The 24,073-nt window shown below is 64.2% G+C and carries 26 protein-coding genes and 1 pseudogene; 18 read left to right on the plus strand and 9 right to left on the minus strand.

Annotated elements, in window-relative coordinates:
* Positions 1-144 precede the first annotated feature (144 nt).
* The 4 genes from FJ940_RS15910 (at position 145) to FJ940_RS15925 (ending at position 3,616) form a co-directional block, all read left to right on the plus strand.
* Positions 145-777: a LysE family translocator gene (locus FJ940_RS15910; RefSeq protein ID WP_140495961.1), complete on the plus strand. Its 633-nt coding sequence runs from the start codon at positions 145-147 to the stop codon at positions 775-777.
* A 122-nt stretch (positions 778-899) separates the two neighbouring features.
* A complete protein-coding gene (gene rfaE1, locus FJ940_RS15915) occupies positions 900-2,393 on the plus strand; it encodes a D-glycero-beta-D-manno-heptose-7-phosphate kinase (protein ID WP_140657105.1) in 1,494 nt (497 codons plus the stop codon).
* Positions 2,394-2,400: 7 nt separating this feature from the next.
* Positions 2,401-2,973, plus strand: coding sequence for an SIS domain-containing protein (locus tag FJ940_RS15920; RefSeq protein ID WP_140556028.1), 573 nt, complete (start codon positions 2,401-2,403; stop codon positions 2,971-2,973).
* Positions 2,966-3,616 (plus strand): HAD family hydrolase, encoded by a 651-nt coding sequence (locus FJ940_RS15925; RefSeq protein WP_140516809.1) that lies wholly within the window; start codon positions 2,966-2,968, stop codon positions 3,614-3,616. Before FJ940_RS15920 ends, FJ940_RS15925 begins: the two co-directional genes overlap by 8 nt.
* A 15-nt stretch (positions 3,617-3,631) precedes the next feature.
* On the opposite strand, the gene FJ940_RS15930 is transcribed toward FJ940_RS15925, so the two are convergent.
* Both FJ940_RS15930 and FJ940_RS15935 read right to left on the minus strand, forming a co-directional pair.
* On the minus strand, positions 3,632-4,426 hold the full coding sequence (locus FJ940_RS15930; RefSeq protein ID WP_140495957.1) for a glycosyltransferase family 2 protein: 795 nt from the start codon (positions 4,424-4,426) through the stop codon (positions 3,632-3,634).
* A gap of 173 nt (positions 4,427-4,599) precedes the next feature.
* On the minus strand, positions 4,600-5,079 hold the full coding sequence (locus FJ940_RS15935; protein WP_140495956.1) for an Lrp/AsnC family transcriptional regulator: 480 nt from the start codon (positions 5,077-5,079) through the stop codon (positions 4,600-4,602).
* Between the two features lie 250 nt (positions 5,080-5,329).
* Here FJ940_RS15935 and trxB point away from each other — a divergent pair, with 250 nt between their 5' ends.
* Together trxB and FJ940_RS15945 are read left to right on the plus strand one after the other, a co-directional pair.
* Positions 5,330-6,304 (plus strand): thioredoxin-disulfide reductase, encoded by a 975-nt coding sequence (trxB, locus tag FJ940_RS15940; protein ID WP_140495955.1) that lies wholly within the window; start codon positions 5,330-5,332, stop codon positions 6,302-6,304.
* A gap of 89 nt (positions 6,305-6,393) precedes the next feature.
* Positions 6,394-7,290, plus strand: a complete 897-nt coding sequence (locus FJ940_RS15945; protein ID WP_140495954.1) for a LysR family transcriptional regulator — start codon at positions 6,394-6,396, stop codon at positions 7,288-7,290.
* A 21-nt stretch (positions 7,291-7,311) separates the two neighbouring features.
* Here the strand turns inward: FJ940_RS15945 and FJ940_RS15950 are convergent, their stop codons facing one another.
* Together FJ940_RS15950 and FJ940_RS15955 are read right to left on the minus strand one after the other, a co-directional pair.
* Complete coding sequence (locus FJ940_RS15950; RefSeq protein ID WP_140560643.1) at positions 7,312-7,809, minus strand: isoprenylcysteine carboxylmethyltransferase family protein; 498 nt, start codon at positions 7,807-7,809, stop codon at positions 7,312-7,314.
* Between the two features lie 881 nt (positions 7,810-8,690).
* Positions 8,691-10,742: an elongation factor G gene (locus tag FJ940_RS15955; protein WP_140657107.1), complete on the minus strand. Its 2,052-nt coding sequence runs from the start codon at positions 10,740-10,742 to the stop codon at positions 8,691-8,693.
* A 325-nt stretch (positions 10,743-11,067) separates the two neighbouring features.
* Between FJ940_RS15955 and FJ940_RS15960 the strand changes: the two genes are divergently transcribed.
* Positions 11,068-11,463 (plus strand): cupin domain-containing protein, encoded by a 396-nt coding sequence (locus FJ940_RS15960; RefSeq protein WP_140495951.1) that lies wholly within the window; start codon positions 11,068-11,070, stop codon positions 11,461-11,463.
* Between the two features lie 56 nt (positions 11,464-11,519).
* Here FJ940_RS15960 and FJ940_RS15965 read toward each other — a convergent pair whose 3' ends face one another.
* Complete coding sequence (locus tag FJ940_RS15965) at positions 11,520-12,722, minus strand: pyridoxal phosphate-dependent aminotransferase (protein WP_140657109.1); 1,203 nt, start codon at positions 12,720-12,722, stop codon at positions 11,520-11,522.
* Positions 12,723-12,937: 215 nt separating this feature from the next.
* Between FJ940_RS15965 and FJ940_RS15970 the strand changes: the two genes are divergently transcribed.
* The 3 genes from FJ940_RS15970 to FJ940_RS15980 all read left to right on the plus strand — a co-directional run bounded on the left by FJ940_RS15970 (position 12,938) and on the right by FJ940_RS15980 (position 15,395).
* On the plus strand, positions 12,938-13,828 hold the full coding sequence (locus FJ940_RS15970; RefSeq protein WP_140624090.1) for an EAL domain-containing protein: 891 nt from the start codon (positions 12,938-12,940) through the stop codon (positions 13,826-13,828).
* On the plus strand, positions 13,825-14,673 hold the full coding sequence (locus FJ940_RS15975) for an EAL domain-containing protein (protein ID WP_140624089.1): 849 nt from the start codon (positions 13,825-13,827) through the stop codon (positions 14,671-14,673). Before FJ940_RS15970 ends, FJ940_RS15975 begins: the two co-directional genes overlap by 4 nt.
* 113 nt (positions 14,674-14,786) lie before the next feature.
* Positions 14,787-15,395 (plus strand): glutathione S-transferase family protein, encoded by a 609-nt coding sequence (locus FJ940_RS15980; RefSeq protein ID WP_140624087.1) that lies wholly within the window; start codon positions 14,787-14,789, stop codon positions 15,393-15,395.
* A gap of 101 nt (positions 15,396-15,496) precedes the next feature.
* Here the strand turns inward: FJ940_RS15980 and FJ940_RS28780 are convergent.
* From FJ940_RS28780 to FJ940_RS15995, 3 genes and pseudogenes are all read right to left on the minus strand, one after another.
* Positions 15,497-15,750, minus strand: a pseudogene (locus FJ940_RS28780) (hypothetical protein).
* A complete protein-coding gene (locus FJ940_RS15990) occupies positions 15,747-15,947 on the minus strand; it encodes an iron-containing alcohol dehydrogenase (protein WP_140556015.1) in 201 nt (66 codons plus the stop codon). The pseudogene FJ940_RS28780 and the gene FJ940_RS15990 overlap by 4 nt, the downstream one beginning before the upstream one ends.
* A gap of 267 nt (positions 15,948-16,214) precedes the next feature.
* Positions 16,215-16,427 (minus strand): cold-shock protein, encoded by a 213-nt coding sequence (locus FJ940_RS15995; RefSeq protein WP_010910991.1) that lies wholly within the window; start codon positions 16,425-16,427, stop codon positions 16,215-16,217.
* 275 nt (positions 16,428-16,702) lie between these two features.
* Here FJ940_RS15995 and FJ940_RS16000 point away from each other — a divergent pair, with 275 nt between their 5' ends.
* Positions 16,703-17,032, plus strand: a complete 330-nt coding sequence (locus FJ940_RS16000; RefSeq protein WP_140495945.1) for a hypothetical protein — start codon at positions 16,703-16,705, stop codon at positions 17,030-17,032.
* Positions 17,033-17,060: 28 nt separating this feature from the next.
* On the opposite strand, the gene FJ940_RS16005 is transcribed toward FJ940_RS16000, so the two are convergent.
* Entirely contained in the window at positions 17,061-17,630 is a 570-nt protein-coding gene (locus tag FJ940_RS16005) for a methylated-DNA--[protein]-cysteine S-methyltransferase (RefSeq protein ID WP_140524866.1), read from the minus strand.
* Positions 17,631-17,810: 180 nt separating this feature from the next.
* On the opposite strand from FJ940_RS16005, the gene FJ940_RS16010 reads away from it, so the two are divergent.
* The 7 genes from FJ940_RS16010 (at position 17,811) to FJ940_RS16040 (ending at position 23,937) form a co-directional block, all read left to right on the plus strand.
* Entirely contained in the window at positions 17,811-18,722 is a 912-nt protein-coding gene (locus tag FJ940_RS16010) for a lytic transglycosylase domain-containing protein (protein ID WP_140657111.1), read from the plus strand.
* A gap of 5 nt (positions 18,723-18,727) precedes the next feature.
* Positions 18,728-19,216, plus strand: coding sequence for a GNAT family N-acetyltransferase (locus tag FJ940_RS16015; protein WP_140516793.1), 489 nt, complete (start codon positions 18,728-18,730; stop codon positions 19,214-19,216).
* 147 nt (positions 19,217-19,363) lie between these two features.
* Positions 19,364-20,632 carry an ABC transporter substrate-binding protein gene (locus FJ940_RS16020; protein ID WP_140631929.1) on the plus strand — a complete coding sequence of 423 codons (1,269 nt, stop codon included), beginning with the start codon at positions 19,364-19,366 and terminating at the stop codon, positions 20,630-20,632.
* Positions 20,633-20,730: 98 nt separating this feature from the next.
* Positions 20,731-21,645 carry a sugar ABC transporter permease gene (locus FJ940_RS16025; RefSeq protein WP_181171778.1) on the plus strand — a complete coding sequence of 305 codons (915 nt, stop codon included), beginning with the start codon at positions 20,731-20,733 and terminating at the stop codon, positions 21,643-21,645.
* A gap of 1 nt (position 21,646) precedes the next feature.
* Positions 21,647-22,471, plus strand: a complete 825-nt coding sequence (locus tag FJ940_RS16030) for a carbohydrate ABC transporter permease (protein WP_140582062.1) — start codon at positions 21,647-21,649, stop codon at positions 22,469-22,471.
* A gap of 92 nt (positions 22,472-22,563) precedes the next feature.
* The gene (locus FJ940_RS16035; protein WP_140657113.1) at positions 22,564-23,307 is read left to right on the plus strand and encodes a DUF899 family protein; all 744 of its coding nucleotides are present in this window, start codon (positions 22,564-22,566) and stop codon (positions 23,305-23,307) included.
* A 78-nt stretch (positions 23,308-23,385) separates the two neighbouring features.
* Positions 23,386-23,937, plus strand: a complete 552-nt coding sequence (locus tag FJ940_RS16040) for a DUF4142 domain-containing protein (protein WP_140495937.1) — start codon at positions 23,386-23,388, stop codon at positions 23,935-23,937.
* Positions 23,938-24,073 lie beyond the last annotated feature (136 nt).

The following is a 24,073-nucleotide window of genomic DNA, read 5'->3' on the forward strand; positions in this document are numbered from 1 at the left end:
GCCGGGCGGCACTGGGATCCGCAAGAACAATCGAGGGGTGGACCCGCCCGCGATTGTCCTGCACGGCACAGCGCGCCACAGTGGCGCCGCAAAGCTGACGCTTCAGTCGGCTCGCGCCGCCGGACGCGATCATGAGGGCCAGGAATGCCATCGACAGAGCTGCTCGTCGCGTTTTTCGCCACCACCGCGATCTTCGCCTATATTCCAGGCCCGGCCATGCTCTATGCCGCCGCGCAGACGATGGCGCGCGGCCGCTGGTCCGGCCTGACGGCGGCGCTCGGCATTCATCTGGGCGGCTATGTTCACGTCTTTGCCGCCGCCGCCGGCCTGTCCGTGCTTTTCCACGCCGTGCCGCCGCTCTACATGGCGGTCAAGCTCGTCGGCGCGCTCTACCTGATCTGGCTCGGTGTGGCGCTGTTCCGCAAGCGCGCGGAAGGCGACATGGCACTGCCGGCGATCGAGCGGAAATCGGCTTACCGCGCCTTTTTCGAGAGCATCGCCGTCGAGGTGCTCAATCCGAAGACCGCGATCTTCTTCATGGCCTTCCTGCCCCAGTTCATCGATGCCTCTGCCGCATTCCCGGTCTGGCTGCAATTCGTCGTGCTGGGCACGACAGTCAACCTGATGTTCTCCTCGGCCGATATCGTCTGCGTGTTCCTGGCTGGTGCCGTGATCGGCAGGCTGCGCCGCTCCAGCAGCGCCCAGCGCATGATGCAGCGAGCCGGCGGCGCGGTGCTGGTCGGGCTTGGCGTCCATGTCGCCTTGCAGAAGAGTTGACGAGGCCAGCCGGCGTTGCGCTGGCTCGAATTGCGGTATATCGGCATCGCCATGAACGACCGATCCCGGCCAATTTGTCCTCCATGCATCTTCAAAACCGGTTTTTGCGCGTTGCCAGTGACATGACCAAGCACGACCCACTTTCCCCCGAGCCCTTGCACCGCGCCATCGCGCACTTCGGCCAGGCCACCGTGCTGGTGGTCGGCGATCTCATCCTTGACCGGTTCGTCAACGGCATCATCGAGCGGATTTCGCCTGAAGCGCCGATCCCGGTGCTCCATGGGCGCGGCGAGAGCCTGGCGATGGGCGGCGCCGGCAATGTCGTGGCCAACATCATCTCGCTCGGCTCCGCCGCCATTCCGGTCTCGGTGATCGGCTCTGATACGGCAGGCGACAGCCTGGTGCGCATGCTCGGCGAGCTTGGCGCCGACACGACAGGCCTGGCGCGGGAGCGCGGCCGCATGACGTCGTCCAAGAGCCGCTTCAGCGCGCTCAACCAGCAGGTGCTGCGCTTCGACGAGGAAGAGATCAAGCCGCTCGGCGCGGCGGAGCGCGCGGCGCTGGTCCGGCATTTCCGCGCCGCGCTGGCGCACGCCGACATCGTCATCCTGTCGGATTACGGCAAGGGCATCCTGCTCGACGGCGTCGCCGGCGAATTGATCGCGATCTGCCGCGAGGCGGGAAAGCCGGTGCTGGTCGATCCGAAGGGCCGGGATTATGCACGCTATGCCGGCGCGACCGCCATCACGCCCAACCGCAAGGAACTCGGCGAAGCGGTCGAACGGCCGGTGTTCAGCGATGACGAGATCGTGGCCGCGGCGCGCGAGCTGCTTGCGGCGCATGGCTTCGACTTCGTCGTCGCCACGCGCAGCGAAAAGGGCATGAGCGTCGTCGGTCCGACGGAGGCGCGCCACATCGCCACGCAGGCGCGCGAAGTGTTCGATGTGTCGGGCGCCGGCGATACGGTGATCGCGACCTTCGCGCTGGCGCTTGCCGCCGGCGCCGATCCGGCCGCGGCCGCCTCGATCGCCAATGCAGCCGGCGGCGTTGTGGTGGGCAAGCGAGGCACGGCGCGGCTGACGGTCGAGGAACTCAACGGCGCGCTGTTTCGATCGCACGGTCCGAGCGTCCACAGGGATGCCATCCTCGACGCCAAATCGGCCGCACGGCTGGTGTCGGCGTGGAAGGAGGAGGGCCTCAGCGTCGGCTTCACCAATGGCTGTTTCGACATCCTGCATGCCGGCCATGTCAGCCTGCTGCACGCGGCGCGCAGCCAGTGCGACCGGCTGGTGCTCGGCCTCAACAGCGACGCTTCGGTGCGCCGGCTGAAGGGGCCGGAACGGCCTGTCAACGACCAGCATGACCGCGCCTGCGTGTTGGCGGCACTCGCGTCTGTCGACGCGGTGGTGGTCTTCGACGAGGACACGCCGCTGGCGCTGATCGAGGCGCTTCTGCCCGACATACTGGTCAAGGGCGCCGACTACACTGTCGACACCGTGGTCGGCGCGGACGTGGTGCAGAAAGCCGGCGGGCGCGTGGTCCTGGTCGATCTCGTCGCCGGCAAGAGCACGACCGGCACCATCGGCAGGCTGCGCTCGGCCGGTAATAAGAATTGAGGGTTTCATGTCCGAACTGAACGATTACCTGGTCCGCTCGGCGGCCGCGATCACGGCGCTGGTCGAGCGCGATCTCACAGGCGCGATGGAACGTGCGGCGAGCGCGATCGTCGCCGCCCTTTCGTCGGGCAAGGCGCTGCTGATCTGCGGCAATGGGGGTTCGGCCAGCGACGCCATTCACATCGCCGGCGAACTGGTCGGCCGCTTTCTCAAGGAGCGCAAGGGCTACAATGTCATCGCGCTGCCGGCCAATGCCGCGGTGCTGACCGCCTGGGGTAATGATTACGGCTTCGACACCGTTTTTTCGCGCCAGGTCGAGGCGCATGGCGCGGCCGGCGGCGTGCTTCTGGCGATCTCGACCAGCGGCAATTCGCCGAGCATCCTGGCGGCCGCCGAACAGGCACGGACCATGGGCATGACGGTGATCAGCCTGACAGGCGACACAGGCGGCAAGCTCGCGCCGCTCACCGACATCCTGCTCAACGTGCCCTCGACCTCGACGCCGATCATCCAGCAAGGGCATCTGTGCCTCTACCATCACCTGTGCGAGGTGGTGGAAGCGCGCCTCAGCAATGGCTGACAAGGCGCCGCACCCGTTGGCCGAGCCGGGCCTGTGGGTGGAGCGGATCGGCGGCAGGGTTTTTCCCGCCGGCCAGCCGGCGCTGTTCCTCGATCGCGACGGCACCATCAATGTCGATACCGACTATCCCAGCGATCCGGCCGAGATCGAGCTCCGGCCGCAGATGTTGCCGGCGATCGCCGCCGCCAACAATGCCGGCATCCCGGTCGTGGTGGTGACCAACCAGTCCGGCATCGCGCGCGGCTATTTCGGTTGGAGTGCCTTCGCCGATGTGAACCGCCGCGTGCTCGACCTGTTGCGCGATCAGGGCGTTGTCGTGGACATGGTGCTGGCCTGCGCCTACCACGAGGCTGGCGTGGGGCCGCTGGGCATATCGGATCACCCGATGCGCAAACCCAATCCCGGCATGCTCTTCGAGGCGGCGAGACGCCTCGATCTCGATCTCCGGCGGTCCGTGATCGTCGGCGACAAGCTGGCCGACATGGAGGCAGGCCTGGGCGCCGGCCTGCCGCAGGGCTGGCTCGTCGGCGGCGAGGCGCAGCTTCGCTCCGGCTTCGTCATCAGGCCCTTGCGGGACAGCAGCGACCTCGACGGTCTCATCGCCGCCATAGGGCGGCTCGATGGCCGGGATAAGCGGTCTTGATCCGGACCTGACCGCTCACGCCGGTTCGCTGCCTTGCGAGGCCTCATACAGTTTGGCCTCGGTGGCGAAGGAATAGATCATCACCGACATCGAATAGACGAAGCCGTGCCGGCCGCACAGGAAGTAGCGCTTGGCCAGATAGAATTTCAGGAAGTTGCCGAGCGGCGAAAGCACCAGCCGCACCAGGCCCGGCTTCTTGCCTTTCTCGACCAGGGTGGCCGCCTTGAGGCTGGAATAGGCATTTGCCCGGGCCAGATCCTCCTCGACCGATATTTCGCGGCGATGCAGCAGCACGCCGTTTTCGATCGTGCTGGTCTCGCCGGAAACGCCGAAGGATTCATGGACCCGCGCGGTCACGTCCATGGTCGCACCTTCCCGGCGGAAAAGCCGCAACAGCCTGTTGTGCAGCACCCAGCGATGGGCATAGCCGTAGCCCTTCAGCCAGTCGCGGCGGCGGATGTACCATCCGCTGATGCCGGCATTCGCCGTCTCGACCGCCGCCACGATCGACTGCCGCAGCCGGTCGTCGACGCGTTCGTCCGGGTCGATCGAAAGACACCAGGGCTGCGTGGCGTGGTCGAGCGCGAATTGCCGCTGATGCGGAAAACCCGGCCAGCCATTGTGCAGCAGCTTTATCGGATAGCCCTCAGCGACAAACTGCCGAACGATGTCCAACGTGGCGTCGGTGGAGCCTGAATCGACGATGACGATCTCGGCGCAAAAATCGATGCTTTCGAGGCACGGGCCGATCATATCGGCCTCGTTCATGCAGATGATGAGCGCCGAAATCGGGCTTGCAAACCTGGTCATGGTCCCTTCCACGGCGGATTGTCCTTGGAACTTACGCTGCTTGGGCAAGGAAACCAATCAGGCGCCAAATCGCACAGGACGATCCGGCTGCCTGCGCCTGTCCGTTATCAACGCGGCGGCGATGTGGCGAAATTCCGGAATTCGCTTTGGCCGGGCGCCGCAATCGATCGGCGTCACGGCCGCTCGAACGAGACCAACCCTTCATCCTTGACCCGGCGGATGGTGAGGGCTGTGCGCACCGTGTCGACGTTCGGCGTGGAGGTCAGTTCCTCGATGACAAAGGTCTGGAAGGCGCCGAGGTCGCTTGCCACGCAGTGCAGGAGGAAATCGGATTCGCCCGACACCATCCAGGCATCGCGTACGACCGGCCAGCCGCGCGTGCGCTCAGCGAAGATGCGAAGCTCGGCATCGGCCTGATGGTGCAGGCCGACCAGGCAGAAGGCGACCACGTCGAGACCGAGCGCCGGCGCGTTGAGCAGCGCCCGATAGCCGCGAATGATGCCGGCTTCCTCCAGTCGCTTGACGCGGCGCAGGCAAGGCGGTGCCGAAATGCCGACGCGGTTCGACAGTTCGACATTGGTCATGCGCCCATCTGCCTGCAATTCGCGAAGGATCTTCCAGTCGATTGCGTCGAGGTCGGCCTTGAGCGGCATTTCGGGGCTTTCGATGATTACGAGTGGCGCAAGAATCTTGCGGGATTTTGTAATTAAACGACTTTGCTGTCCACGCCATCCCCTACGAAGAAATCCGCGTCGTACCGGAGCGGTTCGCCCGGTGCGACAAAGCTTTCCGGGGACGAACGCCAACCTGCCTTGCTGGCGTCGTGGGCAACACTTACATTACGCGCGACATCGACGAGTTTTCCATGCCGCAAACGCCGGCAGCCCTCCGCAGAGGCTTTTCATGACCACCAAGCACGCGCCTGTCCTCATCATCGGTTCCGGCCCGGCCGGTTATACCGCGGCGATCTATGCCGCCCGCGCCATGCTGAAGCCGATGCTGGTCGCCGGCCTGCAGCAGGGGGGCCAGCTGATGATCACCACCGACGTCGAGAACTATCCCGGTTTCGGCGAACCTATCCAGGGTCCATGGCTGATGAGCGAGATGCTCAGGCAGGCCGAGCATGTCGGCACCGACATCATCGCCGACATCATCACCGAGGTCGATCTCAACGTGCGGCCGTTCCGCGCAACGGGCGATTCCGGTACCGTCTACACAGCCGATGCCCTGATCATCGCCACCGGCGCGCAGGCCAAATGGCTTGGCATTCCGACCGAACAGACGTTCATGGGCTTCGGCGTATCGGCTTGCGCCACATGCGACGGCTTCTTCTACCGCGGCAAGGATGTCGCGGTGGTCGGCGGCGGCAATTCGGCAGTGGAAGAAGCACTCTATCTGTCGAACCTCGCCAAGAGCGTGACGGTCATCCACAGGCGCTCGGACTTCCGCGCCGAACGCATCCTGCGCGAGCGGCTCTTGAAGAAGGACAATGTCCGCGTCATCTGGGACACGGTTGTCGACGAGATCACCGGCCGTCCGGGCAAGACGCCACTGCCGCCTTCGGTCGAAGGGTTGAAGCTGCGCAACGTGGTGACGGGTGTCGAGACGCAGCTCGAGGTCGACGGCGTGTTCGTCGCGATCGGCCATGCGCCGGCGGTCGAGCTGTTCGTCGGCAAGCTGAAGCAGAAGCCGAACGGCTATCTGTGGACGGCGCCGGATTCGACCCGCACCGACGTGCCCGGCGTGTTCGCCGCCGGCGACGTGACCGACGATATCTATCGCCAGGCGGTGACTGCGGCGGGGCTGGGCTGCATGGCGGCGCTCGAGGCGGAGAAGTACCTGGCCGGCATCGAGGTGCATCGCGAGGCGGCCGAATAGCGGTTCGCAAACTGTTGAAAGAACGGCTTAGAAACGCCGTGTAAAAGCCTGATTTTTCATTCAGACGCCAAACAGGAACGAGGGGAATCATGGCGTTGGACTGGGACAAGCTACGCGTGTTTCACGCTGCGGCGGAAGCAGGGTCGTTTACACATGCGGCCGAGACGCTGCACCTGTCGCAATCGGCGATTTCGCGCCAGGTCAGCGCGCTCGAGCATGATGTCGGCGTGCCGCTGTTCAACCGCCACGCCCGCGGCCTGGTGCTGACCGAACAGGGCGAGATGCTGTTCCGCACGGCGCATGACGTGCTGATGAAGCTCGAGACCATCAAATCGCGGCTGACCGAGACCAAGGACCGCCCCTCCGGCGTGCTCAGGGTCACGACCACGGTCGGGCTCGGCGCCGGCTGGCTGACCGAACGCGTGCAGGAGTTCATCGAGCTCTATCCTGAAATCAGCCTGCAGCTGATCCTCGCCAACGAGGAGCTCGACCTGACCATGCGCCAGGCCGATTGCGCCATCCGGCTGCGCCAGCCGCAGCAGCCGGACCTTATCCAGCGCCGCCTGTTCACGGTGCATTTCCACCTCTATGCGTCGCCAGGCTATATCGCCAAGCATGGCAGGCCGGCTTCGGTGGCCGAGCTCAAGGCGCACCGCATCGTCACTTTCGGCGTGCCGGTGCCGGCGCATCTGTCGGAGCTGAACTGGCTGGAGACGGTCGGCGATTTCGAGGGCGGCCAGCGCGTGCCGACGCTGCAGATCAACGATATATTGTCGATCAAGCGCGCGGTGCAGGGCGGCGCCGGCATCGCCATGCTGCCCGACTATGTCATCTCCAAGGATTCCGGCCTGGTGCAGCTCCTGCCGGAAACGGAGGTGCCTTCCTTCGACACCTATTTCGCCTACCCCGACGCGATGAAGAACCAGGCGAAGCTGCACGTGTTTCGCGACTTCATCATCGCCAAGGCGCGGAGCTGGTCGTATTGACCCCGGAGATCGCGCAGACTCTCACCCCCGCCAGCGCGTCAGGCGGGGCAGCCAGGCGGGCACGTTGCGGCGGTAGGTTTCGTATTCATCGCCATAGCGGCGTGCGAGCGTCGGCTCCTCGTACAGCTTGACGAAGGTGGCCATGGCCGCGGCTGCCATGGCGGCGTAGGCGACAAGCGTCCAGCTTGAAAACAGCAGTGCCTGGCCGATGATGATCGACAGCACCGCCACATACATCGGATTGCGGACATGGCGGTAGAGCCCGCCGACCACCAGTCTCTCGGTCGGAGCGACCGGAGCAGGCGTGCCGAGGCCTTCAAGCGCAAAGCAGGCGAATGCATGCAGCAGCGCCGCCACGGCGACCGCGATGAGGATCCAGCCGAGCGGGGCAAGACCCGGCAGGCTCGACCATGGCCGGTCCCAGCGATCCGTCAGCAGCCACGGCACGAGGCCGGCGACGATACAGGGTGCCGCGATGAAGAACGCAGCACTGCCGGCGATCGCCGAAAAGGTCCGCATTGCTTGTCTCCCGCCTGAAGCATGTCACGCCCAAACCGATTCCCGCGACGCGCGCAAGTCTTTGTTGTTCACGTCGCTGCCGAACCGAGGACACTTTGCGCGACATGCATTAGTTGCCTCGGAAATAAACGCCTGCTGCCTCATTCCACGCCATTGCGCATTTTTGACATTTCGGGATGAAAACCGAGCGTGATTCGCGATTCCGCCGTGACAATTGTCTCATTGCGGGTTCCGCTTCGGTGATTCTGCTGGTCCTATTGGGTCCAGAAATGGCTTAGACCACAGCCTGCGTCTTTTTGCATGCGTGTGTTGCAAAATAGATGCTTGTTTCTTGGGCATGATGAGCACATATATAGTTCATCTCCTGGGCGCGTTCTCCTCCCATTAGCGCCCTCGAGTGTTCCCCTCTGGAGGTTAGCCTTAACAGGCACTTCCAATCAAACTCAGCCGGATCTTCATTGATCCGGCTTTTTTGTTGCCCGGACGCTGCCGGAAGGGCGGGAAAATCCACCGAAATAGCCACGTAACAGTGACATGTAACCTCTGGTAACATGTCAAAGGCGCTCGGCTCCTGCTAAGCAGATCATAGGACGCGGTGTGGTCGGACGGGAGATGGGGGCATCACTCGGACGATCCGGGCTCAGGCGGCTACCGCGTCCGAACCTTCTTCCGCCGAAGCGGCGACTTCAAGATGCGGCGGACCTGCCGTTTCTCCTCCCAAGAAAACGGTCCGCAAACAAAACGGCGTCCGGCCCCCCCCGGGCGTCGTTTTTTGTTTTTGTTTGCGCCCTCTCGAACAAGGTTCGAGAGGGCACTCACCCAAATCTTTGTGGATGTCGATGTCCCAAAGCCGAGATCACTTTAGACGACATGCATCAGTATCAGGCTGCCTTGCCGTTGGCATTCATCGCTTCGTCGGCGAGCCGGCCGGTGAGTTCGGCCATGTGGTCGAAGACGGCGCGGTAGCTGGCGACGCCCGAGGTGGCCGAGCGCAGCTCGATGATCAGATCGCCGATCTCGGATTGCGGCATGGTCGCCTCGACGACATCCCATCCTGGCCAGCCGGGCCGCGCGTCGTAGCCGAGGATCTGGCCGCGCCGCTGCGGGATCAGCGCGATGATCTTCGAGGTCGCATCGGAGGGCGTCACGATCTCGACCTTCATCACTGGCTCCAGGAGCACGGGCGAACAGCCCGCCATGCCTTCCTTCATGGCAAGCTTGGCCGCCATCTGGAAGGCCATGTCGGAGGAATCGACCGCGTGGTAGGAGCCGTCCGACAGGTTGACGGCGACGTCGACGACGGGAAAGCCGAGCGGGCCCGACTTCAGGTAATCGCGTATACCGCTTTCGACCGACTGGATGTAGGTCTTGGGCACCACGCCGCCGGTGATGGTATCGGTGAACTGGAAACCTGCGCCGCGCGGCAGCGGCTTTATCTCGATCACCACATCGCCGAACTGGCCGTGGCCGCCGGACTGCTTCTTGTGGCGGCCGCGTTGCTGCGCCGATTTGCGGATAGTCTCGCGGTAGGGCACCGCCGGCGGATGGCCTTCGACCGGAATCTGGTTCTTGCCCTCGAGCCGTTCGCGTACGACGCGCAGGTGCATTTCTCCATGGCCCGACAGCACGGTCTCGGCCGAGTCCTGGTTATGATGCAGGCTGAGCGAGGGATCTTCTTCGGCCAGCCGTTGGATGGCGGCCGACATCTTCACCTCGTCCTTGCGCTCCTTCGGCCGCAAGGCGAAAGCGAAGACAGGCTGCGCCGGCTCGAACTGGAGCAGCGGCTTCATGCCGCCCTTGGCCGAGGTCAGCGTCTGGCCGGTCTTGACCGCGTCCAGCTTGCCGAGCGCGACCGTGTCGCCGGTCTTCGCCGCGGTGAGCTTCGACTGGTCCTTGCCAAGCATCCTGTAGATGCCGGACACCTTTGCCATGTCGCCGCCGGGCAGCCAGAGCTCGGAGCCATCGGCGACCTGTCCCGAAAGGATGCGCGACACCGACAATTTGCCTCCATGCGGTGTATGGATGGTCTTCATCACCTGAACCACGGTCGCGTTGCCTTCGGGGGCGCCGAGCCGTTTGCGGGTCGCGTCGATGTCGGGCGCATCATGGCGGATCGCCTTCAGGAGACGCAGCACGCCATTGCCTTTCTCTGCGGTGCCGATCAGCACCGGCGTGACGGCGCCGTCGCGCAGATCCGCGGCAAGATCGTCGAAGACCGCGTCCTTGGGCGGCTCGATCTCCTCGAGCAGCTGTTCCATCAACTGGTCGTCATGGTCGGCCAGCCGTTCCAGCATCGAAAAACGGGCTTCCAGCTCACGCGCCTTTTCGTCGCCGGGTATCTGGGCCACCTCGCTCTCGGCATATTCGCGGTAGATGTAGGCGCGTTCCAGCGCCAGGTCGATCGAGCCAATGACGACGCCGTCCTTGCGCAGCGGTATCTGGCGCAGAAGCAACGGCACCGCACTTGCCGGCTGCAGCATCTTCAACGTGTCGCGCACGCCGGCAATCGCCTTGTCGACCTTGTTGAGAAACAGGATGCGCGGCACGCCGAGATCGTCGAGCTTGCGCATGATGAGCTGGAGGGCGGGGATCTTCTTCTCGTCGGCCTCGGCGACGACCACCGCGAGGTCGCAGGCGGCCAGCACCGGTTCGGCCTCGAAGGAGAATTCGATCGATCCGGGACAGTCGACGAAAGTGAACTGCTCGCCCATGAATTCCGTGGTGGCGAAGGTCGCCTCGACGCTCATGGCGTGCGCGCGCGCCTCGGGCGAATGATCTGAAACGGTGTTTCCCGAGGAAACCGGGTTCTGGCGGGGAATGGTGCCCGTGCGGGCCAATATGGCTTCGAGAAGTGTCGTCTTACCGCTTGCGAAGGGACCGACTATGGCAATGCATTTCGGTCCCGTGCGTCGTCCTCCGGCGCGATTACCCATGACTGACCTCCACTCAGGCGTTTCCCTGGAGACCGACTGGCATTCATGGTTCAGGCCAAGGTCAGTCGGTCCTGAGCGGCGGCCGGCCTGTTCGACCGTCGCGGGCGGGCTTGTCTTCAACCGGCCCAAAGGTATCGTCCCACTTGTTTGCCGGCAGGGCAAGGAAAATAGGTAGCCTCAAGGGCCGAGCGCGCGGTGCGGTTGCCGCTGATTTGCAAGCCGAACAGACCGGTTGCGTCGACGGCCATATCGGCCGAAACTAGGGTCTCGAAAGAAGAGCGGCGTCGCCGCCGCCCGCATCGCCACCAGTTCCAGGGATCGAACGATGAAGATTATTGCTTGCGGCAGCACGCCGACCGTCATCGCGCCGGAAAAGTACTTCACCGGCCGGGTGCTGCAGACGCCGATCATCGAGAAGGAGGCTCCGGCACGGCTGCGGGCGACATTGGTCAGCTTCGAGCCGGGCGCGCGGACTCACTGGCACACGCATCCGCTTGGCCAGACGCTGTACGTCACGTCGGGCGCCGGCCTCGCCCAGACCTGGGGCGGTCTCATCCAGGAGATCAGGGCAGGGGACGTCATCTCGTTCGCGCCAGGCGAAAAGCACTGGCATGGCGCCGGGCCGAAAACGGCCATGACGCATATAGCCATGCAGGAAGCGCTCGAGGGCGTGCATGCCGACTGGCTGGAAGCGGTGACGCCGGCCCAATATGGCGGCTGAGTACCGTGTCGAGCCGATCTAAAAACCCGGCGTTTGGCCGGGTTTTGTTTTCACGATCAGGTCAGTGATGCCGTAAAGCGCTGGATGCGCGTGCACGCCTCCTCCAGCAGCGTCTCCGACGTGGCGTAGGAGATGCGGAAGTTCGGACCGAGGCCGAAGGCCGAACCGAATACCACCGCCACGCCCTCGGCCTCGAGCAGCTCCGAGCAGAAGGCCTCGTCAGTGTCGATCACCTTGCCGGCCTTGGTCTTCTTGCCGATCAGCTGGGCGCAGGACGGATAGACGTAGAAGGCGCCTTCCGGCGACGGACAAGAGATGCCGCGCGCCTGGTTGAGCATCGAGACGACGAGATCGCGGCGCCCCTGGAAGATCGCCTTGTTCTTGGCGATGAAGTCCTGCGGGCCGTTCAGCGCTTCGACCGAGGCCCATTGCGCGATGGTGCAGGCGCCCGACGTCTGCTGGCCCTGGATCATGTCCATCGCCTTGATCAGCTGGATGGGACCCGCGGCGTAGCCAATGCGCCAGCCGGTCATGGCATAGGCTTTTGACACGCCGTTCATGGTCAGCGTGCGCTCATAGAGCTTCGGCTCGACCTCGGCGATGGTCTTGAAGATGAAGTCGCCGTAGGTCAGATGCTCGTACATGTCGTCGGTCAGCGTCCAAACATGCGGATGCCTGAGCAGCACGTCGGCGAGCGACCGAAGCTCGGCCTCGGTGTAGGCGGCGCCCGACGGGTTCGACGGCGAGTTCATCAGCAGCCACTTTGTGCGCGGCGTGATGGCCTTTTCCAGCACAGCGGCAGTGAGCTTGAAGCCATTGTCGATCGAAGTGTCGGCGAACACCGAGGTGCCGCCGCAGATCGCCACCATCTCGGGATAGCTGACCCAATAGGGGCGTGGGATGATGACCTCGTCGCCGGGATTCAGCGTCGCCATGAAGGCGTTGAACAGGATCTGCTTGCCGCCAGTACCGACGATTGTCTGTTCGGGCTTGTAGTCGAGATTGTTCTCGCGCTTGAATTTCTTCGCGATCGCTTCGCGCAGCGGTGCGATGCCAGACACCGGCGGATATTTGGTCTCACCACGGCGGATGGCCTCGATCGCCGCATTCTTGATGTTGTCGGGCGTATCGAAATCCGGTTCGCCTGCACCCAGGCCGATGACGTCGCGGCCGGCATTTTTCAGCTCGCGGGCTTTCTGCGTCACCGCGATGGTGGCGGAAGGCTTCACGCGTGAAAGGGTGTCGGCAAGGAAGGCCATGACCTTTTTCTCTCCAGAAAGGATCAGCGCGGCCAGGAGCGGCCGCGGCGCTTCTCATGTCGCATCATTCCCGTGAGTGCAAGCATTGTCGGCTGGGCCAGTGCCGCAAGGAGGTCAATGAGCCGTGATCGACAACAGAAAGTTCATTAACGGGCGGTAGAGGCTTGCGTGGCAGGATCGCAACCCAATTGCGCCAGTTCGCGGAGCGAGGAACCTTGTCGCGCAGCATCGGGCTTGCCCATATCATCCGTCATGATGACGGCACCTCGTCAGGTGTCTGGGGCATTTATACGCTGCAAAGCGCCTTCCAGCCGATCTTCGCCTTCAGGGAAGGCAAGCTGTCGGTTGCCGCCTTCGAGGGCTTGATCCGGCCGTTCCGCGACGGCGAGCCGCAATCGCCAATGAGCTTCTTCAGCACCTGCCCGGCCGCCGACCGGCTCCATGTCGAGGCGCTGACCAGGACGCTGCATCTGCTGAATGCCGGCGCCTGCCTGCCGCAGGAAGCGTCGATCTTCGTCAATTTCGATCCGTCGGTGTTCACCGAGCGCGCCGTTGCCGACAATGCCTTGCGCGAAATGCGCCTGGTGCTGCACGAGGCCGGCATCGATCCGGGCCGTGTCGTGTGCGAGGTGACCGAGCAGCGTCCAGCCTCGCAGGAGACCCTGCACGGTTTCGTCGCGGCGTTGAAGGGCAACGGCTTTCGCATTGCCGTCGATGACTATGGCGCCGACGATTCCGACATCAACCGCATCAAGGAGTTGAAACCCGACATCGTCAAGTTCGATGCCCACTGGATCACGCAGTTGATGGAGTCCGGCGCCGGCTTTGCGCTGCTGACGTCCATGGTGAAAAGCTTTGAGGCGCAAGGCATCCGCACCGTGTTCGAGGGCATCGAGGAAGGCTGGCAGTTGGAGCTGGCCGAGAAATCCGGGGCTTCGATGGTCCAGGGTTTCGTGCTGGCGCGGCCGGAGCTGGCGCCGACCAGCTTCCGCGTCTTCGGCAAGGACGGGCCGTCGCCTGCCGCCGACAATGCCTCTTCCGTCCCGGCCGCCGCGCCGCATACCGCGCGGGCGGTGAAAGTCTTTGGGCGCAGGAGCACACGATGAGGCCCGAACGGCGGCGAGATGTCGGCGATGCGATCTTCATGGACGAGGTCGGTATCGAATATGGCGTTTATGGCGACTTTCGCCTGCGCAGCGCCTACCAGCCGATCTTCGCGCCGCGCGGCCGCTTCCTGCACGCAATCGCCGTCGAGGGCTTGATCGAGCCGCATCGCGCCGGCCGGCCGGGCGCCGCACGGGCGTTCTTCGAAGGCGTCGCGGCCCAGGACCGGCTGTTCGTCGAAACCATGTGCCGGGTGCTGCATCTCAGGAATTTCCGCAACATCGGCGTCGATGGGCTCGATCTGTTCTTCAACTACAATCCATTGGTCAACGCCCATCGGGGCCGGGCCTTGGCCGAAATCCGGCTGATGAGCAGGCATCTCGGCGAGCTCGGCCTGGCCCCCGGCATGCTGGTCTGCGAAATCACCGAACAGGCGGCCGACGACACGCTGCTGGCCAGGCTGGTGCGCGAGATGCGCCGCGACGGCATCCGCATCGCCATCGACGATTTCGGCACCGGCCACTCGACCGAGGAGCGGGTCAGCCTGCTCAAGCCCGATATCGTCAAGATCGACGGTGGCTGGTTCGCGCAATTCTGCCGCCACGCCGCCGCCGAACGGTTCTTCCGCCCGCTGGTCTCCAGCCTGCACGACCGCGGCGCCAAGGTCCTGGTCGAGGGCATCGAACAGCCCACCCATCTGCGCGTCGCGCTCGATGGCGGCGTCGACCTGCTGCAAGGTTTTCTACTCGCCCGGCCGGCGCTGGCCGGGGTGATCTTCGACGAGCGACCGCTCGCCATCGACGCGCTGCTGGGCAGGGACAGCAAGGTGGTGCCGCTGTTCGGGTAGCGCCGTGTGCTACACATCAGCGGCGCTGATCGTCGCGCCAAAACTAATCATTGGTGAGGACGGCGCGGCTACGATAATCGCGTCTGCACATGGCAGCGCTCGGGGGACCAGCGATGATACTTTACAGCATGATCGACAGCGGCAACTGCTACAAGCCGCGCCTGCTGATGGCCAAGCTCGGCCTCCCTTTCACCACTGTCGAGGTGAGTTCGCACACGGGCGATACGCGAAAAGCGGATTTCGTCGCCAAGAATCCGAACGCCATGGTGCCGCTGCTGGAGCTCGACGACGGAAGGCGGATCGCTGAATCCAACGCCATCCTGCTCTACCTCGCGGAGGGCACGCGCTTCCTGCCCGCGGACAAGTATGAGCGCGGGCTCGCCTATCAATGGCTGTTCTTCGAACAGTACAGCCACGAGCCCTATATCGCCGTGCGCAAGGCGCTGCTGACCTTTCCCGAAAGGGCCAAGGACGCGACGCCGGAGCGGCTGGCGGTGACACTGGAGCGCGGCAACAAGGCGCTCGGTGTCATGAATAAATACCTGGAGAACAACGCGTTCTTCGCCGGAAACGCCTACAGCGTCGCCGACATCGCGCTCTACGCTTATACGCATACGGCGGAGCAGGGCGGCTTCCAGCTCGACGCCTATCCGGCGGTGGCTGCGTGGCTTGACCGCATGGTGGCGGATCCGGGGCACGTCTCTATGGAGTGGGTAGGGTAATTTTATCCTCAACCTCGCCACCGCCCCGCGGCTCTTTTGGGCGAGGCGCGCCAAACAGGCGCGAGGCCCGGCCACCCATCGTCCGAGAAGCTGCGCGGGAGCTATTTCAACAAATGGTCGTAGTAGGCATGGGTGCCGATCCAGAACCAGATCACATCTTCATTGTTGCGTATGGCAACAGCCCGGTAGTTTCGTCGACCCGCGCCGACCAATAGCAACCGACCTGCTTGAAATGTAAGGAGGGATGAAAAGGATCGGAACGCAGTATGACAAAACGCCTGTCCGCCTTTGCTTTGATCGACGACGACAGTTTTTCATAAGCCTTCCAGAATGATGGAGAGGCGACGTTGTTCACAGAGGCCGAGTCCGGCCGGCGCGATGGTCAGCCAATGCCTGTTCGGCAAGCTTGTCCAATCGCCCCGCCCTCACGTCGGTCTCGATCTGCCGATCCCACAGGTCCGCCTGGAGCGCCTCGAACCATGCGGCAAACGCCTTCAGCTCCTCGGGGCTCAGTTCGGTGATGGACTTTTCGATTTGCTCAAGCTTGGTCATGGCCGGATAATACCACTCTAATGGTACCACAGGTGGGACTCCAGGTTCGGCTTTACATGCCTGGAATCCAGGCAAATAAAAAGGCGGGACAATGCCCGCCTTCCCATTTCGGTAGCCTGATCGGGAGCGTCCGGTCCGGGCTGGCAGCTATCTGCTGATCCGGCTTGTCGGGTCTTTCCGCTCCGGCGCGCTTCTCGCGCGACCGTCAGTACATCCGTGACTTGCCGCGCGCCCCGGGCTGTCGCCCGGCGCGCGCCATTTTCAAAATCAGGCTGCCTTGCTCAGAGATCCAGCGGACGACTTGCCAGTGCGGCGGTCCTGCTCGATCTCGAAGTTGATCTTCTGGCCTTCGACCAGGGTCGACAGTCCAGCGCGCTCGACAGCGGAGATGTGGACGAAAACGTCCGCGCCGCCCGCGTCAGGCTGGATGAAGCCGAAGCCCTTGGTGGCGTTGAACCACTTGACCGTTCCAGTTGCCATAAAAATAGTCCTTCACATTTGCTTTGGTTTGACTGAACCGAGGTCCAGCCGGTGTGCATCGAGATTTTGGAGATAGACGTCAGCAAACGCGAAGATCGCGAGGCCCGGATCGATCGGCCGAAATATCAATGGGGCTGATATAGGCTGCTTTCGCACGAAATACAAGACTGCGTGAGAAAGCCGTGATCGAGGGACCGCCCAATGGCCGCCCCAATCCGGTGAAACCGTTGCGTCAGATGGCGCTGTCCGTGAGCCGCGCATCAGGGGAGAGGACCATGAAGACCATTCTGCTGGCAGCATGCCTGACGCTGATTGCCGCCGAGGCGCAGGCGATCTCGCGCTACGATCCGACGCGGATGGAGTGTGGCCGCGTACAGGCGACGATCGCGCGGCAGGGCGCCGTCATCCTGCGTTACCAGTCGAGGCGGGTACCGGGACTGCCACTCTACGACCGCTACGTGCAGAGCCAGCAATTCTGCACCATGGGCGAGGTGAGGACACGCGCCTATGTGCCGAGCGCCGATACGAAATCCTGCCCGGTCTACAATTGCAAGCGACCGGACAACGACCGGCGTTTCCGCCGGCGGTTTTTTCATAACGACTAGGCCATAGCCTGGCGCGGCTGTTATCGCGTCAAAATCCGAACGAGACCTGCGCTGGCGGCGGCGGGCCGACGCGCACGCCTTCCATGGCCAGCATCTTTTCCTTGGTGGTCGAGCCGCCGGGCGCGGAGAAGCCGCCGATCTTGCCGCCGGCGGCGACGATGCGGTGACACGGAATGACCAGAGGCACCGGATTGGCGCCAAGCGCGGCACCCGTTTCGCGCGGCAGGCCGGCATGGCCGGCGCGCTTGGCCAGTTCGCCATAGGTGGTGGTTTCACCATAGGCTAGCTTTCGCGCCGCGCCATAGATGGCGAGGCGGAAATCGTCGATGCCGTCGAGATCGACCGGCACGGAGGAGAAATCGACGTCCTCGCCTGCCGCATAGGCCTTGATCGAGGCGATCAGTTCGACCACCCACGGCGGCTGCACGGTAGCGGCCGAAACGCCGGCATGGCGCAGCAGCCGCCGTTCCACTGCCTCGCGGCTGCGTTCGGGCAGGCAGAGCCGGATCAGGCCCTTTTCGCTCCAGGCAATCCCCATGAAGCCGATCACTGTTTCTAACACTGCGTGGCCGGCTGTGATCTGCGACGGCGTTTGCATGGCGTGCTCCTTTCGCAAAATGGCCAGAAACCGGCATTCATGCCGGTACATATCAGGAACAATATGGCATTTCGGCCCGAGTCTCGCCACCCGAAAACCACCTGAGCGCCCCGATTGCTCGCCAGGAATCGCTGGTGTAAGGGATTTCTTAACATCCGACGAACCGGACCCGAACGCGGCTTGCCAGCAAAACAAACCCTTATCGCGCTCGGCGTGATCGCGGCCATGGCCTGCGTCAGCGGTTGCACGTCGACATCGCAGATGAAATCCGCGTCTTCCCTCACCGAAACAGCGACCGTCGCCGGCACCGATGCCGGCTTCACCATGCCGTTGCCGGAGACGGTTTCGGTGCTGCCGGAATCGTCGGGGATTACGCCCGTTCAAACCGCTGAGTTGTCCGCCGGCCCGACCACACAGGCGGCCGCGGCAACCGCGGCCTTTGCCGGAGCGACCCCAACCGCACCGGCCGTGCCGGCGGTGATGACCGCCAATGCCTGGCAGGCGCCGCCGCCGGCTGGCGCCGGCGCACCAATCAAGGCGGCAGCCACCTACGCCACCGCCGGGCTCATCGTGCCGGCGATCGCCAGGAACGATCAGAAAGCCATGCCCGGCGTGCAGCAGGCGGCCTATGTTGTGCCGCAGAATCCGGCTGCCCTCGTCCAGTTTCCTGCCGCTCCGGTGCAGGAAGAGCATGCGACCGGCGTGCGCGGCGATATCGACCGGCTGATCGTAAAATACGCCGCGTTTTATCAGGTGCCGGTCGACCTTGTGCGCCATGTCGTCAACCGCGAAAGCACCTTCAATCCCAAAGCCTACAACAACGGCCATTGGGGGCTGATGCAGATCAATCACGCGACGGCGCGCGGCATGGGCTATGACGGACCGGCCAGGGGCCTGTTCGATGCCGAAACCAACCTGAAATACGCCGTCAAATACCTGCGTGGCGCCTGGCTGGTGTCGGACGGCAACGCCAAGCGCGCCGACTGGCTCTACCAGACCGGCTACTATTTCGACGCCAAGCGCAAGGGCCTGCTCGAGGCGACCGGCCTCGGCGTCGACCGCAAGCGGCGCCGCCTGCTGCCCGACGCCTGAGCGAAATGCCCGAACCGCGCCCGCCGGCTCCGAACGACATCCGGCTGCGCAAGATCCTCGACGAGACGCTGGTTCCCGCGCACTGGTCGGATGGCTTTGTCATGCGCACCCTCGAGCCCGGCGATGCGCCGGCCTTGCATGCGCTGCTGACCGAAGTGTTCGACGATGGCGCCGACGGCCCGTTCGACGAATGGTGGCCACGCATCTCAGGCGACCCCGAATTCGATTCTGCGCTCTGTTTCCTCGTCATCGACGCCAAGGGCCTGCTGGTGGCGGCGGCGCTGTGCTGGACGAGCGCCTTCGTCAGGGATCTCGCCGTGCATCCGCAGGCGCGCGGCAGGGGCATCGGCGAGGCGCTGATGTGGCACGCCTTCGCCGTCTTTCGCGAACGCGGCGCAGACCATGTCGACCTCAAGACCAACACGGTGGAAAACGCCGCCGCTGTCAGGCTCTATCAGCGGCTTGGGATGAGCCCTGTCGCCTGGGAAGGCTGAAGCCGCGGCCCGGCCCACCGCCGCTCGCGGGCATCGCTCGGGAACCCAGAGCGCCGCTCCGCATTCAAAGAATGGTGGAGGGGTCCGACGAGCTTCCGGAGCCTCGAAGGCTTGCGTCGCCGTTCCGAAAGGAGATCCTCCGCCGCCATGAGGCTCTTTCACGCATTTGCCACGTTGGTCGCTGCCGCGATGATTGCGGCTGTGCCTGCGCGAGCCGTCGAATTGTCGATCGTATCGGGCGACACAGGAATCGGCATCAAGGTGCTGCGTGAAATCCTCGACCGCTATGAGAAGGACAGCGGCAACAAGGTCAGCATCGTCGTCATGCCGGCATCCGGGACCGACCAGTTCGGCCAGTACAGGCTGTGGCTTGCCGCCGGCAATAGCGATATCGACGTCTACCAGACCGATGTGATCTGGGCGCCGCAGCTCGCCAGCCAGCTCGTCGACCTGACCGCGGCGACCAAGGATGTCGTCGGCGCCCATTTCCCCTCGATCATCCAGTCGCAGACCGTCAACGGGAGGCTGGTGGCGCTGCCGATCTTCACCGATGCGCCGGCGCTCTACTACCGCAAGGACCTGCTCGACAAATACGGCGCCAAGGTGCCTGCCACCTGGAAGGAGCTGGCCGACACCGCCAGGCTGGTCATGGACAAGGAACGGGCTGCCGGCAACAAGGACATCTGGGGCTTCGTCTTCCAGGGCAATGCCTATGAGGGGCTGACCTGCGACGCGCTGGAATGGGTGATGTCGAACGGCGGCGGCCAGATCATCGAGCCGGACGGCACCATCTCGATCAACAATCCAAAAGCGGCGGCAGCGCTCGACACGGCCAAAGGCTGGGTCGGAACCATCGCGCCACCCGGCGTGCTGGCCTATCAGGAAGAGGAATCGCGCGGCGTGTGGCAGACCGGCAATGCGGTCTTCATGCGCAACTGGCCCTACGCCTATGCACTAGGCAATTCCGAAGGCTCGCCGATCAAGGGCAAGTTCGACGTAGCGCCGCTGCCGGCCGGCACCGGCGAAGGCGCGCGTCCGGCGGCGGTGCTGGGTGGCTGGAATCTTGCCGTGTCCAAATATTCCAGGCACCCGGACGCTGCGATCGGGCTCGTCAAATTCATCGCCTCGCCCGCGATGCAGAAATACCGCGCGCTGAGGAACTCCAGCCTGCCGACCATCCAGGCGCTCTATGACGATACCGACATCGCCAGACAACAGCCGATCGTTCCGCGCTGGAAGCAGATCTTCCTCAATGCGGTGCCGCGTCCCTCGGCCGCGGCCAGGATCAAGTACAACGAGGCGTCGAGCCAATTCTGGAACGCCGTCCACAAGACGCTGTCGGGCGATGGCACCGCGGGCGACAATCTGGCCGACCTCGAAGCCATGCTGACCAGGCTGAAGGGGCGTGGCTGGTGACGCCACAACGCGCCTCCATGTCCCGCCCGGCGCGAGGGATGACAGAAGCGGAGCCGAGGACTGAAGCCGTCGCGACCCACCGCCCGCGCTCGCGGCTGATGCGCCAGCGCGTGCGTTCGGCCTGGCTGTTCCTGGCGCCGATGCTCCTGGTGCTCGCCGCCGCTGCCGGCTGGCCGCTCGCCCGCACGGTCTATTTCAGTTTCACCGACGCTTCGCTGGCCGATCTTGACGCCCGCCAGTGGGCAGGCTTCGCCAATTACTTCTCGGTGCTGCGCATGCCGAGCGGCCGGGTGCTCTACGATGGCGTGCTGGCCGACCCGGTGTGGTGGAGCGCCGTCTGGAACACGGTGCGTTTCGCGGCCCTTTCGGTTACCTGCGAGACGATCCTCGGCATGGTCGTCGCGCTGGTGCTCAATGCCGAATTCCCGGGCCGCGGCATCGTCAGGGCGGCGATCCTCATCCCCTGGGCGATCCCGACCATCGTCTCGGCCAAGATGTGGCAGTGGATGCTCAACGACCAGTTCGGCATCATCAATGTGGTTCTGCTCAATCTCGGCCTGATCGACACCAAGATCGCCTGGACGGCCAACGCGGACACGGCGATGGCCGCCGTGCTGGTCGTCGACATCTGGAAGACGACGCCGTTCATGGCGCTGCTCATCCTTGCCGCGCTGCAGATGCTGCCGCGCGAGATCATCGAGGTCGCCAGGCTCGACGGCGCCAATCCGTGGCAGATCTTCTGGCGGGTGACCTTGCCGCTGATCCGGCCTGCGGTGATGGTGGCGGTGATCTTCCGCGCGCTCGATGCGCTGCGCATCTTCGACCTGATCTATGTGCTGACGCCCAACAACGTGCACACCAAGTCGATGTCGGTGTTCGCGCGCGAGAACCTGTTCGAGTTCGACAAATTCGCCTACGGCTCGGCCGCTTCGACGCTGCTGTTCCTCATTCTTGCGCTTCTCACCATGGCCTATATCCGGATCGGCGGGGTCAGCCTCGAGGGCGGGCGCTGAGATGTGGATCCTGAAGCGGACGGCTTTCTACCTGCTGGTCGCGGCCATCGTGCTGGTCGCGGTATTCCCCTTCTATTACGCCATCGTCACCAGCCTGAAATCGGGCACCGAACTGTTCCAGGCCGACCTCTGGCCGAAGACGTTCAGCCTCGGCAATTATCGCAACGTGCTGACCGAAGGCGCCTTCGCACGCAACCTGATCAACTCACTGGTGGTCTCCGGCGCGGTCGTCGCGCTCTCGCTGTTCCTCGGCGTCACCGCGGCCTACGCGCTGGCGCGCATCCGTTTTCGCGGCCGCTCAGCGCTACTATTCGCCATCCTGTCGGTATCGATGTTCCCGCAGGTGGCGGTGCTGGCCGGACTGTTCGAACTGGTGCGGATGTTCGGCCTCTACAATTCGCTTCTCGCGCTGATCTTCTCCTACATGATCTTCACCTTGCCGTTCACCGTCTGGGTGCTCACCGCCTTCGTGCGCGACCTGCCGGTCGAGGTCGAGGAGGCGGCGATCCTTGACGGCGCGACGCCGTGGATCATCATCACGCGCATCTTCCTGCCGCTGATGTGGCCGGCGCTGGCGACCACCGGGCTGCTCGCCTTTATCGGCGCGTGGAACGAGTTCCTGTTTGCGCTGACATTCACCTCCAACAACGCCCAGCGGACCGTGCCGGTGGCGATCGCGCTGCTTTCGGGCAATTCGCAGTTCGAGATCCCGTGGGGCAACATCATGGCCGCATCGGTGATCGTCACCGTGCCGCTGGTGCTGCTGGTGCTGATCTTCCAGCGCAAGATCGTCTCCGGCCTCACCGCCGGCGGCGTGAAGGGGTGAGGAGAAAATGTCGGAACCGGCCGCAGCGGCGCGTCCTTAGGTCTTAGAGCAACCGCGCCGGGACGCCGGCGCTGTGACCCAAGGAGCCGATCATGATCACCTTCCCCAACGAATCCGCCAGATACCGCGCCGCCCGCGAAAAGCTGCTGAAGAAGGAAATCGCGCTGCGCCGCGCCATGGAGGATGTGGCCGTGGCGCGCCGCGCGTTGCCGCCGGGCGGGCTGGTGCCACAGGATTACGTGTTCGAGGGGCTGGATGCCGAGGGCAGGGCGGCCGAGATAAAGCTGTCGGAACTGTTCGCACCCGGCAAGGACACGCTGATCCTCTACCAGATGATGTTCCCGCGCCATCCGCAGGAGACGCGCGACGTGGCAATAACGGGCGGCACGGCGAAGCTGGCGCGGCCGGACCAGCCATGCCCGTCCTGCACGGCGCTGCTCGACCAGTTCGACGGCGCCGTCGGCCATCTCCAGGCGGCCGGCTTCAACTTTGCCGTGGTGGCGAAAACCGCGCTCGAAAACCTCGTCACGCTCGGCCGCGACCGTGGTTGGCAGAACATGCGGCTGGTGTCGTCGGCCAACAACAGCTTCAAGCGCGACTACAATGCCGAGGATGCCGACGGCGCGCAGATCCCGCTGCTCTCGGTGTTCCACCGCGACGCTGACGGCATCAGGCATTTCTGGTCGTCCGAACTCGGCTTCGCGCCGCCCGAACCCGGCCAGGACCCGCGCGCCATCGGCACCTGCGAGATCCTGTGGAACCTGATGGATTTCACCCCGGAGGGCCGGCCGAACTGGCACGAGCAGCTGCAATATGGCGAGGCATGCTGCCATTGACGGCAAGGCGCCCGGCGCAACTTCCGTGCATCTGCGGCGTTGGAATCCCGAGGGAACCATTCCGACCGGAGATTGCAGATGAAAACGCTTCTGACCATGACCGCCGCGGCCTTGCTCGCCGCCGCGCCCGCCGCGCTTGCCCAATCCACCGCCCAAACGACGCCGCTGGCGGCCGACAGCAAGGTCGACACGCAGACCTTCATCAAGACGGTGCCCGGCGCCAACGAGTTCGAGATCCAGTCGAGCAAGCTCGCCGAGCAGAAATCGGCGTCGGCCGACGTCAAGGCCTTCGCCAAACAGATGATCAAGGACCACACCAAGGCCGGCGAGGACTTCAAGGCGGCGCTCGCGCAGGGCCAGACCACCGCCTCGACCAAGCCGGCCGGCCCGGCGCTTCAGCCGAAAGAACAGGGCCAGCTCGACGAACTCAAGGCCGCCAGCGGCAAGGACTTCGACACCAAATACATCATGATGCAGACAGCAGCTCACAAGGACGCCGTCGCGCTCTTCAGCACCTACGCCCAATCGGGCGACGATCCGGCGATGAAGGAATTCGCCAAGAAGACGCTGCCGACGCTGAAGATGCACGAGAAGCACGTGAAGGAACTGGGGGCCGCGCATCAGGGGTGAGGGCGGTCGAGAGGGAGCTGAACCGCAGACGACAGCACTCTACGGCGCCCCCTCTGTCCTGCCGGACATCTCCCCCACAGGTGGGGAGATTGGCTGTCGCGAATGCTTTCGCTAATCTTCAGCGCTGGAAGAAAGA

Source organism: Mesorhizobium sp. B2-3-7, from assembly GCF_006442695.1.
Taxonomy (GTDB): domain Bacteria; phylum Pseudomonadota; class Alphaproteobacteria; order Rhizobiales; family Rhizobiaceae; genus Mesorhizobium.